Consider the following 11,753-nt stretch of genomic DNA (forward strand, 5'->3'; position numbering starts at 1 on the left):
GTGGAAAGGAGTTCGGTGTCGACGCACGCTCACGTCTGACGTGCATCTCGAACACCGTCCAGCAGAGCCTCATCGATGGGCGGAGCGTCCGGGGCGGCGTGAAGGACTGATACGTCGCCGGTTGACTCCACGACCACGGCGCGCACCTGCTCGAGGCGCGTCACGTTGGCTTCCCGGAGCTTGGCGAACAGGTCGGACTCACTCATCTGGACCTGCTTCAGGTTTTCGGTCAAAATCTCGGGTCCGTCCATCACGAGCGCCGGCTTGTTGTCGACCACGGTCCGACCGAGGGGCGAGTGCACGCGGGCGACGGACACGGCGTACTGAATGGCGAAAAGTGCGGCGAGGGCAACGACGCTCTGCGCGAGCGGCGGTTTTTTCGTGATGATCGTCCCGGCCAGGATGGAGCCGAATGCCACGGTGACGGCAAAGTCAAAACTCGACATTTTCGAGAAACTCCGCAGTCCCGCTAGCCGCGTGAAGGCGACGAGCACGACGTATATGCCGACAGCTTTGCCGAGTACGATGAGGGCATCAGACAGGCTGATCGTCAGCCAGGACCAGGTCATCTCCGGTGTTGAGAGAAGGGTAGAGATCGCGAGGCTGAAGACGTCCGGGGTATATTCATCGGAACCGACAACCTTTCCAGTATTCAGTGTGAACGGGATCCGCGTCCAATCGCAAGTAGAAACGTCCCCCGTTACGAAATCCCTTCCTATATGAACGGTGTATCTGTTGGCCAATATGTCGCGAGCTTCACGTAGTGCGTGGATCGGGTTGCAGGTATCGGGGTCTGACGCCGTTGCGCGCTACCGGGGACGGCGCGTGAAAGCGTGTAAGTGAATACAGAAGCGGTTGAAGAAGGCACCGACAACAAATGCCCCGACGGGAACGTCGGGGCATGCGGTCCGGCGGCGGAATCGGCGCTGCGGGACAGGTCGACCAGCAGGTATCGCCTTACGTTGGCAGCAGCTCTACTCGTCCACATCGAGTTCGCTGATCCGCTGTTCGGCTTCGTTAAGGCGCTCGAGGCATGACTTCGCGAGAGAGACGCCCTCTTCATACGCATTGAGCGACTCATCGAGCGCTGGCGGGTCGTCTTCCAATGTTTCGACGATCGATTCCAGCCGTTCGAGGGCATCTTCGAAGGAAAGGTCCTCGACGTTCTCAGCCTGTACGTTATCTTCGGTGGGGGACGGGTCGGACATGAGGCGGGCGGCAGAAGCGGTATTTGGTCGAGAGATGACAGACGCCGGTCGGCATCCGACCGGCGGGATGGTGCGTCCGTCGTCGGACAAGGCATTAGCGGGAGGGTGAATGAAGGGTGCGGAACGGGCAGTAATTTGTCAACTGCATCGTGTTCACCCAGCCGAAGAAGTGCTGTAATGCGTCAAAGTTTGCACGAAAAGGACGTCGGGTCGTGGAAAAAGTCGCGCCCGACCAATCCTTTGAGTCATGCGGTGATGTTCAGCCGCACCATTCCTCCACTGATTGAACGCAGACCTCTTATGGATCTCGGACTCACCGATACTGTCGCCATCGTCACCGGGGCCAGCCGCGGCATTGGAAAAGGCATCGCTCACGCCCTGGCCCGGGAGGGGTGCTCTCTCGCCATCTGCGCACGGGGTGCGGAGGACCTGACCGCAACGGCCGACGAAATCCGCGATGAAACGGGGGCCGATGTCCTCGCGATCGCGATGGATGTCACGGATCCGGAGGAGACCAGCCGGCTCGTGGAGAATACAATCGACCGGTTTGGCGCCGTGCATCATTACGTTGGCAATGTCGGCGGCAACCGCCGCGGCACGTTTGCGGAACTCTCCGACGAAGACTGGCGGGACTTGATTGATCTGAACCTGATGTCCCATGTGCGCGTCGCTCGTGCCTCGGTTCCGCACATGCGGGAGGCCGGCAGCGGCTCGATCACGTTTATCTCGTCGATCTTCGGTCGAGAGCTGGGCGGAGCCGGGCTTTCGTTGTACAACACGACGAAGTCGGCCCTGATCAGCCTCGGCAAGGTGATGGCGCAGGAGCTCACGCCCGACGGGATCCGGGTCAATACCGTGGCCCCCGGGTCGATCCGTTTCGAGGGAGGAAGCTGGGACCGGCGCGTGAAGGAGCAGCCGGAGGAAATGAAGGAGTTCATCGCTGAGAACCTTCCGATAGGCCGCTTCGGTCGCGTCGAGGAGGTGGCGGACACCGTTGCATTCCTCGCCTCCGAGCGTGCCAGCCTGATTACGGGCGCCTGCATCAACGTTGACGGTGGCCAGTCTCATTCGCTCATCTAAGGCGGCCGTACCTTCTCGGCAAGACGCGCCTCGCCATGATCATGGCACGACGCATACAGAGCCTCGACCGGGGGACGCCTCCGGCCGGGGCTCTTCGTTTTGGCCAGACGGGAAGTCTAAATGTCCAGTCCGGCCCGGCTCTCACGGAGCGCGTCCGCCGATGCCTGAAGGGCGGAGGTCTCCTCCCGAGAAAGCGTAGGCGACACGTGTTCGGCTACGCCTTCGATGCCGACGACGCACGGCGTGCTCAGCGCAACGTCGTGGATGCCGTAGGCGCCGTTCGGCCGGACGCTCACGGGCATGACGGCACGCTGATCCTCCAGAATGGCGCGCAGGATACGGGCGATGACAACCCCGATCGCCGTATCCGTATATCCCTTTCGCTCAATGATTTCGTAGGCCGCGTTGCGGGCCTGTTCGTACAGCCCGTCCATCGTCTCTTGATCCCAGGGGCGGCCGAGCACGGTCTCATTCAGGATGCGTTGACCGCCGATCGTCGCGTTGCTCCAAATCGGGACCTCCGAGTCGCCGTGCTCCCCGAGAATGTACGCATGCACCGATTTCGGATCGACGCCGTAGTGGTTGCCGAGCAGCGCACGAAAACGGGCGGTATCCAGCAGCGTCCCCGTCCCGATAATCCGTTCCTGCGGGCGTTCGCTCAACTCCTGCGATATGTAGGTCAGGACGTCGACCGGGTTGGTCGCGATCAGCAGAATAGCATTCGGCGCGTGGCGGTCCAGTTCGGAAATGATCTGCCGATAGATATCGGCATTGCGTTTCAATAACTCCAGCCGCGACTCATCCGGTGAGGCCTGACTGGCGCCGGCGGAGAGGATGACCACCTGCGCGTTCTCCAGGGCGTCGTAGTCGACGGCGCGGCACGTGACCCGCCCGACGAGGAGCTGGCCGTGCATCAGGTCCATTGCCTCGCCTTCCGCCTTCTTGTGATCCTGGTCGACGAGGAGGAGTTCGCTCGCCAGGTTCTGGTTGTAAATCGCATACGCTGCCGCCGTACCGACTTGCCCGGTGCCGACGATGCCCACGGTACGTCGCTGGATCATGGTTCGCGTCGTGACTGTGTCGCGAGGATCGAAGAGGGGACCGACACATGTCACGATATTCGGCGGACCGGGTTCGCGCTGTAAGCGGTTCCATCACGCAGTCTTTATGGGCCAATCGATTAGCCGTTGTGCGCGCGGGCTCCCGGGGTGTAGTCGTCCGGCAGGCTCACATCCAGCCAGTCAAGGGCATCGTTGATTTGGCGAAAGACGCGTCGCTCTCGTTCCGGGACGCGCGTGCGCAAAAGGATAAGGCGCGCGATGGAATGGACCGGTTCGTGAGGAGCCACGAACGCCGCTCGCCCGTCACCGAGTTTTTCCCGAAGGGACCCGACGACATTGACCATGGCGGGAATGTCGTCAGGGGAGATGACCAGTTCATCCACGTACCGGAGATCCCAGAGCGACTTCATGCCCTCCGACCACTCGTCGTCAGAGTAGAGGTCGTACATGGCATCAGAAAACACGGATGCATCCACCCGGCCGGTCAGTCCGGCCACGGCAAGTGTTCGGCCTCGATCAATCATATACGAGAACGGCATATCTCCGTGGAGTCATGGATGCATCCATGTTCTCATATATAAAATCTGTGAAGAAAGATATTGTTCTCCCGGTGGCGTTTGGATCATGCATCCGGTCGGGCGGGCGAATCTGGTACGATCATGCTACCCGTTGAGTCCGGCGGACCGCCCCGGCGCCAGGAGGTAGAGCACGGCCATTCGGACGGCGACGCCATTCGTCACCTGACTCAGGATGATCGCACGTTCGTGGTCGACCACGTCATGGGCGAGCTCGACCCCTCGATTGACGGGGCCCGGGTGCATGACCAGCAAGTCCGGGTGCGCCTCCATGTGATCGCTCGTGATGCCGAAGCGATCGTGATACTCGCGGAGGCTCGGAAAGAGGCCTTCATCCTGCCGTTCCAACTGAATACGAAGCGCCATCACGATATCCGACCGGTCGAGGGCGTCCTCGAGGCGGTGAGTGACGTGCACGCCGAGATGCTGAATCCCCGGCGGAATCATCGTGCGTGGGCCGCACACCGTGACCTCCGCCCCGAGCGTCGTCAGCGCCTGAATGTTGGAGCGCGCAACGCGGCTATGGGTGATATCGCCGACGATCGAGACGTGTAGGCCGTTAAACGTGTCGACATGCTCGGACATCGTCAGCACGTCGAGGAGCGCCTGCGTGGGATGGGCGTGAGCGCCGTCGCCCGCGTTCACGAGGACGGCGTCGGTGACCCGGGCGAGGTAGTGCGGTGCGCCGGGCGAGCTGTGGCGGATGACCACCATATCGCATTTCATCGCGAGAATGTTCTCGGCGGTGTCCCGGAGAGTTTCGCCTTTCTTGACCGACGATCCCGACTTGGAGAAGCTGATTGTTTCAGCAGACAGGCGTCGCGCCGCGAGGCCGAACGAGAGCTTGGTCCGGGTCGACGGTTCGAAAAACATGTTCGCTACTGTCGTGCCCTGCAGCGTCGGGACTTTTTTAATCGGTCGGTCCAGGACGGAGCGAAACTCACGTGCCGTATCCAGGATGAGGCGGATGTCGCCGGCACTGTACGCGGACAGGTCCAGCAGGTGGCGATGGGGAAGGGACGAAGGCGTGTCCGGGGCGTCGAGAGCCATGAGTGGAAGAGTCGGACGAACAGGTTCAGGAGGGACGGGGACGGGCGACGCTCGTCGAGGTGCGCGGGTCAGGCGGAGTCGGCATCATCGCCGCGGGGGCGTGGGGTCTCGACCAGCCACACCCCTTCGCGGTCATCCACCTCGTGTACGCGGACGCGGACCTCCTCGCCGGGTAGGGTCGGGACGCGGCGTCCGACGATGTCGGTTGCGATGGGGAGTTCGCGGTGGCCCCGGTCCACGATGACGAGGAAGCGAATCGAGGCCGGTCGGCCCAGGTCCATCAGGGCGTCGAGTGCCGCGCGTGCCGTTCGGCCGGTGTAGACGACGTCATCCACCAGCACCACGTGGCGGCCGGTGAGGTCGACGGGAATATGGGTTTCACGGATCTGCGGCTGGTTCAGTCGGAGCCGGATATCGTCGCGGTACATGGTCACGTCCAGCACGCCAACGGGCAGGTCCACGTCGTCGCCCTCCCGGATACGTGCGGCCAGCCTGCGTGCCAGATGCACGCCGCGCGTCTGCATGCCGACGAGCGTGAATGCGTCGGCGGCGTTGCCGGCATCCGGGTCCGTCAGTTCGAGTATCTGCTGCGCCATGCGGTCGAGCGTGCGGCCGAGGTCACGCTCCGTCATGAGCTGTGCTTTGATGCGATCGTCCGGTTCCATCGGTATGAGCAGCGGGGAGAGAAAGTAGGGCCGGTCCGCGACGCGATGCCGCGCCGATACAGTAAACAAAATGCTGACGTCGATGAAAAACGAATGTCGGAAGGAGGCCCGAGGCGCCCTCGGGACATCGACGTACGTGCGGGTCGATCGATTCCAGAGCCGGTACGGCGACGACTCTGTGCGATTGCGGGGCGTCGCGCGTGCCGGATGTGGATGAGAGGGATGGATGTCGGGATGGAGACCGCGTTCTCGTCTCATCTACACGAGGCATGCCGGCGCATTTTTGCCTCCTTCACCCGGCGCGACAGGATCAGGACGTACGCCGGCCGGCCCCCTGCGCTCCCCCCGACCAACCCCCTCCACGGACCATGTCGAGCACCTCCCCCGATACCCCACTCCCCGACACACACATTGATGACATGCGCATGGATTTGGCCGATGTATTCTACCGGATCGCCGTATTCGGAAGCATCGTTATGCTTCTTCAGTGGCTGGTTCTGTGACGCGGATCATGAGTCCTCCCGTGGAGAGGCGATCATCTGGAGGTGCGGCAGATCCTGCGTGATGGTCTCACCCTCCACCGTGTAGGTCCGGTAGCCGAAGTACGTCTCATTGGAAAGGACGTACCGGACCGTTGAAGCGTACCAGGATCCGCCTGTTGGGGATGCGATATCGTCATCATTCAGTGCGCCGGCGATTCGGCGGAGGGAGGCGCCTTCGCGGCGGAGGTCAAAGATGCGCCGGACAACGCGCGCTTCGTCCGGATGAATCCGCAGAAACCGGGCGTCCCCGTCGGGGTCGGCGGATTCGATCCGGCGATACCCGTACGGAATGCGGCCGCCGGCATACGCCCCCGCAGCCGCCAGTTCGCGCTGCTTCTCGCGGGACCGCTGCTGCGCTTCGTGATCGGTCGGCGGTGGGGCCGGGTCCTGGAAGGAGCGAAGCATCTCCATCACTGCCGCGCCGCGCGGGGAATCCGTGTCAATGTGCTCGGTGACGGAGATCAGGGGCACCGCCTGGGGGACGAGGTACGCATCGTACAGGTGGACGAGTCGCCGCCGAACCGCAGCGAGCCGGTTCATCCGGTAAACGAGGAGGTGAGTGACGTCCCCCCGATTAATGGCCGTGACGAGGCGGCGCAGGCCGATGCGGTTCACGTTGGATCCGCTGGACTCCGCGTCCGAGAACCACTGCAGGTCGCCGAGATCCTCTGCGTCCGCAAACCGCTGGAGCACCTTTCGCTGCGTGGCGAGCGTGGCCTGACCGGTCGATGTCGCCTGCCCGGACGCGTCGGTTCGGAGGTAGCCCGCAGGCCCGGCAGACTCAGTGCGCGTCGGCGTCGAACGAATGCCGAAGGGGTCGTCAGGCATAACGGAGCAGCAGTTTCGGTGCCGGGTCGTGGGGACACGATGCCGTACCGACCTGCCGGCATCGGGTTGCAGGTGCGCCGGTCGCCTGCTGGTTCCCCAGGCACGTTGTTCGCAGGGATGCAACATGAGCCGCTACAAACAAAAAACCGCCCCACTCCACCATGAGCAGGACGGCTTAATTGCCCGCTGGTATTCAGCGGACAGTGGCGTGGGAGGGATTTGAACCCTCGACCTCCGGGTTATGAATCCGACGCTCTCACCAACTGAGCTACCACGCCAGATGTACTATGTATGTCAGACAGAGATACCGTTGCGCATCTCATCCAAGCACCCGCGTTATATGCTCGGGTGATGCGACTGTGTTTCCGTTTAAATGGTGAAGAAGAAAGGAACCGATCGGCGAAGACCGTCCCGTCTCCTCGTCACGTCGTTTTCAAGTCCGGTTAACGTCATCGGAATGACGGTGGGGCGGCCGAGTCGTAGGTTACGGGTCTACTGGTGCCCTTTCCTTCCGTCGCCCCCTATGGATTCGTTCCGCCCGTACGTCCGGTTTCTGCTCACCGCGTGCCTGATCGGCGTTGCACTCGTTTGCGCGCGCCCGACCTCGGTCCGGGCTCAGACCTCGGACACCACCGCTGTTCCGTCCGATCCGGCGACCGCTCCGCCTGCGCTACAGGCCGGACCGATGGTAGGCTACGGGACGCACCGAACGGCGGCCGTCTGGGTTCAGACCACTGCGCCTGCGCCGGTCCATCTCCGCTACTGGTCTGTCACGCCGACGGACTCCGTTACGACCCGCGCGGGCGTCATCCCCGACCCGGACACCAGTACTACGACGCAGATGATCACGGGTCGTGACGGAATCGGTCTGATCCGGCTGACAGATCTGGAGCCGGGCCACACGTACCGGTACCAGGTGTTCGTCGACGGTTCGAAGGTCGAGCGGCCGTATCCGCTTGAGTTTCAATCGCAGGCCCTCTGGCAATGGCGAACCGACCCGCCGGCCTTCGACGTCGCCGTCGGGTCCTGCGCCTACGTAAATCAGGGCATCTACGATCGACCCGGCAAACCGTACGGTGGCGAGTACGAGATCTTCGAGACCATTGCGGCGGCGAACCCGGACGTGATGCTCTGGACCGGCGACAACACCTATCTCCGTGAGGTGGACTGGGCCGACCCCGCGACGATGAACGATCGGTACGCTCATACGCGGAAGCTCCCCGAGCTGCAGGCGCTGCTCGGACGTACGCATCACTACGCAACCTGGGACGATCACGACTATGGGCCGAACAACTCTGATCGATCCTATCCCCTGAAGGGTGCCGCGCTGGACCTCTTCCAGCGCTACTGGGCCAACCTAACGTACGGTCTGCCGGATGTGCCCGGCGTTTTCGGGTCTTTCACCTGGAACGATGTCGAGTTCTTCCTGATGGACAACCGCTACCACCGGTCACCCACGACGGCACCCCGGGACGAGGACAAGACCCAGTGGGGGCAGGCCCAGGTGCAGTGGCTGATTGACGGGCTGACCAGCAGCACGGCGACATTCAAGGTGGTCGTGAATGGCGGACAGTTTTTGAATCCGTCCACGGAGCACGAGACGCTCGCGCGTTTTCCTGGTGACCGCGAACGCCTGCTCAACGCGATTGCCGAGCGCGACATCGAGGGCGTCGTGCTGCTATCGGGCGACCGGCACTTTTCGGAAATGGCCCGTATGACCGCGGCGACCGCCGACGTGAACGTCGATCTCGACTATCCGCTGTATGAGATCACGGTCTCGCCGCTCACGGCCGGGGCGTACGACGGGAGCGGGGAGAAGAACCCGTTCCGCATGGACGGTACGCTTGTCACAGGCGAGCGCAATTACGGCATGCTCTCGTTCTCTGGACCGCGTCGCGACCGGATCCTGACCGTGACGGTCTACGGCGTGAACGGCGAACCGATCTGGACTCGCAGCATCCGCGCCCAAGACCTCACCGTCGAGGATTGACCGGGTGTCCAATCCTCAACCCTCCATCCTCCATTCTCCATCCACAATCCGTCATGTGGGACCGCATCATTGATCAGAATCGCGTGGTGGAAACCATCCGCCGGACGCTTACGCAGAACCGGGTGGCGCACGCGTATCTCTTTCACGGGCCTGACGGTGTGGGGAAACGTGCCGTCGCGCTGGCAATGGCGCGAGCGCTCGAATGCACGCAGAACGAGGCCGTCCCCTGTGAGGAGTGCACTGACTGCCGGAAAACGCGGCGCATGGTGCATCCGGACGTCCACGTCCTGTTTCCGTATCCGAAGGGGACCGACGAGGACGACGTTGCCCAGCGTATCCAGCGCTTGGGGGAAGATCCGTACGCCGCCGTGGACTACGTCCGCCGTCCGTCGCTCAACGACCCGACGGAGACGTCCAACAAGCAGGTCATGTATCACATCAGCCGGGTGCACGAGGACCTGCTGCGCCCGATGTCGTACCGCCCAGCCGAAGGAGCGTATAAGGTGGCGATCATCACCGACGTGGAGCATATGAATGAGTCGGCGGCCAACGGCTTTCTGAAGCTCCTGGAGGAGCCGCCCCCGCAGACGGTCTTTCTTCTGACGACGAGTCGTCCCGAGCAACTGCTTCCCACGATTGTCTCCCGGTGCCAGCGTCTTCGCTTTGACCCGCTCCTGGTGGAGTCCATCGAGGATGCACTGCAGGAGCGAGAGGGAATGGACTCGGGGCGGGCTGCCATGCTCGCCCGGATGGCCGACGGGTCGTACACACGGGCTCTCGAACTTGCGGAGAGCGACGACCTGATGACGAGCCGATCCCTCGTGATCGACTTTTTCCGGTCCTCCTATGCGCGGAACGTTAACCAGCTGAGCGACCAGGTGAACGAGGTGTCATCACAGGGCCGGGAACGCGCCAAGTCCGTGTTACAGCTAATGCTCCGGTGGATCCGCGACCTGATGCTCTATCGCGAGCTCGGAGAGGAGGCACCCCTCGTGAACGTAGATCAGAATGAGGTGATCGAAAACTTCGTCCGCCGGGTGCCGGATGCAGATCTGGAAGCGATGATTCATCTCGTCGAGCAGGCCATCCACCTCGCAGAACGCAACGTTCGTCTGTCCCTCGTGCTGACCACGCTCGCGCACCGTCTGGGGGACGCCATGCGCGGGAAGGCCGATGCCCGTCTGTACGTGCCGATGCCTGACGCCAAGACGGCTTGACCGGATCGCCGCGGATCGGCATGCCACAGGGGAGGGGCGTGACGGGCCGGCAGAGAGCGTTGATCGCCGAAAGACGGCCGGGTTGTGAGGAAAAACCCGAATGCAGAGAAAATGAAGTTTATAATCTGTTCTTCCGTTTGTTATACTACGAACCGGTCCGCCGATCGTGCCAGAAGATGAGTCGCTGACGCGCCATTGGCACAGAGAAATGGGAAGAACCGGAGCTTCATCTGTCCGCTGGGGGCGGAAATGTTTGTCCCCCCGGTGGACGACGCTGTTTCGACGGGTGTGACCGCCAGTTAGTGCGTACGCGTCGCCACAGTATCGAAACGTGGACCGCAGGTGATGCGGCAACGTTTTCTGTCGTGGCAAGCCCGGCACATTCCTTGTAACGGTGTAACGCGCAGTGTTCGTCCGGTCCTCCGATCATTCGTCTCATCATTCCCGGTCCCTCATGCCCTCCAACTACGATGCGGAGCCGATCCTGTCAACGCGGTGCAAGCTTCCAGGACGAAGCCTCTGGTTCACCCGCGCCCATCTCCACGAGGATCACATCGAACTTTCGGGATGGAACTGGAAGGGCCGCTTCTCTCGGAGCATTGACCTGGACAACATCGACCGTTTTCAGTGGTGGGCGGTGTTGAATGATGTCAACTTTCTGCTGCATCTGAAGGATGGTGCAGCCGTCCCGCTGCAGTTGCTGCGGAGTGCCGGCGTCTGGAGCTGCAAGCTGCACGAACTGCTTGGCCAGAGCATTCTGGCACAAGACGCCATTCCGCGCGTTGGAGCCCGCCATGACATCGCTGCGTGATCCGTCGGTCGCCCATCACGGATCGGGCAGCGTGCATCCGACGCTCACTGATCCGTATCCTCCGATGATGCTAAACCGTACCGCTGCCCGTTTCGGGCGGTTGATTACCCTCCTTCTCTTTGGCGTCGCCGCTTTGGTCGCGTCTCCGGGCACGTCGATGGCACAGACGCCCGACCCGTCCGAGATCGATGCGTCCCCCGAGCTCAAGCCGGAACTCATTGCCGTGGACAGCCTCCGCAATGCCGGCGCGTTCCGCGACGCGTTTGGTCGGCTCACGTCCCTGAAGCGGGATCACCCACAGAACGCAGAGATTCATTACCGTCTCGCCCTGACACGGGTCGACATGGGCGAAACGTCGGACTCGGACCAGAAGAGGAATTCGATGTATCTCGCGGCGCTCGAGAATGCGAAGGCCGCTCTGGCAGCGGACTCGATGCTCGCTTACTCGCACCTGGCCGCAGCCATCGCGGAGGGTCGCGTAGCGCTGACCGCCGGCACGAAAGAAAAGATTCAGCGATCGCGCGCCGTGAAGCATCACGCCGATCGTGCAATCGAACTCGACCCGGACATGGCATCGGCGTACCACGTCCGTGCGCGCTGGAACCGTGAAGTAGCGGACCTCGGATTCTTCTCGCGCACCATCGTGCGGACGGTCTACGGCGGTCTCCCGGAAGCATCCTTCGAACAGTCCGTGCGCGATTTCAAAACGGCAATTGAAAAGGAGGA

The 11,753-nt window shown here is 62.4% G+C and carries 13 protein-coding genes and 1 tRNA gene; 6 read left to right on the plus strand and 8 right to left on the minus strand.

Features of this window, described 5'->3' with window-relative positions:
* Window positions 1–29: 29 nt before the first annotated feature.
* Complete coding sequence (locus ACFCU0_RS04650) at window positions 30–569, minus strand: DUF421 domain-containing protein (RefSeq protein ID WP_434972501.1); 540 nt, start codon at window positions 567–569, stop codon at window positions 30–32.
* A 405-nt stretch (window positions 570–974) separates the two neighbouring features.
* Window positions 975–1,208 (minus strand): exodeoxyribonuclease VII small subunit, encoded by a 234-nt coding sequence (xseB, locus tag ACFCU0_RS04655; RefSeq protein WP_434972502.1) that lies wholly within the window; start codon window positions 1,206–1,208, stop codon window positions 975–977.
* 300 nt (window positions 1,209–1,508) lie between these two features.
* Between xseB and ACFCU0_RS04660 the strand changes: the two genes are divergently transcribed.
* Window positions 1,509–2,288, plus strand: a complete 780-nt coding sequence (locus ACFCU0_RS04660) for an SDR family NAD(P)-dependent oxidoreductase (RefSeq protein WP_434972503.1) — start codon at window positions 1,509–1,511, stop codon at window positions 2,286–2,288.
* Window positions 2,289–2,404: 116 nt separating this feature from the next.
* Here the strand turns inward: ACFCU0_RS04660 and ACFCU0_RS04665 are convergent, their stop codons facing one another.
* The 4 genes from ACFCU0_RS04665 to pyrR form a co-directional block, all read right to left on the minus strand.
* The gene (locus tag ACFCU0_RS04665) at window positions 2,405–3,349 is read right to left on the minus strand and encodes an L-lactate dehydrogenase (RefSeq protein WP_434972504.1); all 945 of its coding nucleotides are present in this window, start codon (window positions 3,347–3,349) and stop codon (window positions 2,405–2,407) included.
* A 119-nt stretch (window positions 3,350–3,468) separates the two neighbouring features.
* Complete coding sequence (locus ACFCU0_RS04670) at window positions 3,469–3,888, minus strand: hypothetical protein (protein WP_434972505.1); 420 nt, start codon at window positions 3,886–3,888, stop codon at window positions 3,469–3,471.
* 123 nt (window positions 3,889–4,011) lie between these two features.
* Complete coding sequence (locus ACFCU0_RS04675) at window positions 4,012–4,974, minus strand: aspartate carbamoyltransferase catalytic subunit (protein WP_434972506.1); 963 nt, start codon at window positions 4,972–4,974, stop codon at window positions 4,012–4,014.
* A 68-nt stretch (window positions 4,975–5,042) separates the two neighbouring features.
* Entirely contained in the window at window positions 5,043–5,639 is a 597-nt protein-coding gene (pyrR, locus tag ACFCU0_RS04680; protein ID WP_434972507.1) for a bifunctional pyr operon transcriptional regulator/uracil phosphoribosyltransferase PyrR, read from the minus strand.
* Window positions 5,640–6,007: 368 nt separating this feature from the next.
* On the opposite strand from pyrR, the gene ACFCU0_RS04685 reads away from it, so the two are divergent.
* Complete coding sequence (locus ACFCU0_RS04685) at window positions 6,008–6,142, plus strand: hypothetical protein (RefSeq protein WP_434972508.1); 135 nt, start codon at window positions 6,008–6,010, stop codon at window positions 6,140–6,142.
* Window positions 6,143–6,148: 6 nt separating this feature from the next.
* Here the strand turns inward: ACFCU0_RS04685 and ACFCU0_RS04690 are convergent, their stop codons facing one another.
* Window positions 6,149–7,009 (minus strand): recombinase family protein, encoded by an 861-nt coding sequence (locus ACFCU0_RS04690; RefSeq protein WP_434972509.1) that lies wholly within the window; start codon window positions 7,007–7,009, stop codon window positions 6,149–6,151.
* Window positions 7,010–7,213: 204 nt separating this feature from the next.
* A tRNA-Met gene (locus ACFCU0_RS04695) sits at window positions 7,214–7,287 on the minus strand.
* Between the two features lie 245 nt (window positions 7,288–7,532).
* On the opposite strand from ACFCU0_RS04695, the gene ACFCU0_RS04700 reads away from it, so the two are divergent.
* The 4 genes from ACFCU0_RS04700 to ACFCU0_RS04715 form a co-directional block, all read left to right on the plus strand.
* Window positions 7,533–8,999, plus strand: coding sequence for an alkaline phosphatase D family protein (locus tag ACFCU0_RS04700; protein WP_434972510.1), 1,467 nt, complete (start codon window positions 7,533–7,535; stop codon window positions 8,997–8,999).
* Window positions 9,000–9,052: 53 nt separating this feature from the next.
* Window positions 9,053–10,216, plus strand: coding sequence for a DNA polymerase III subunit delta' (gene holB, locus ACFCU0_RS04705; RefSeq protein WP_434972511.1), 1,164 nt, complete (start codon window positions 9,053–9,055; stop codon window positions 10,214–10,216).
* 454 nt (window positions 10,217–10,670) lie between these two features.
* Window positions 10,671–11,027 carry a hypothetical protein gene (locus ACFCU0_RS04710; protein WP_434972512.1) on the plus strand — a complete coding sequence of 119 codons (357 nt, stop codon included), beginning with the start codon at window positions 10,671–10,673 and terminating at the stop codon, window positions 11,025–11,027.
* Between the two features lie 64 nt (window positions 11,028–11,091).
* On the plus strand, window positions 11,092–11,753 hold a 662-nt coding region (locus tag ACFCU0_RS04715; RefSeq protein ID WP_434972513.1), incomplete at its 3' end, for a tetratricopeptide repeat protein.

The sequence above is a fragment of the Longibacter sp. genome (assembly GCF_051155795.1).
In the GTDB taxonomy this organism is placed as follows: Bacteria; Bacteroidota; Rhodothermia; order Rhodothermales; family Salinibacteraceae; genus Longibacter.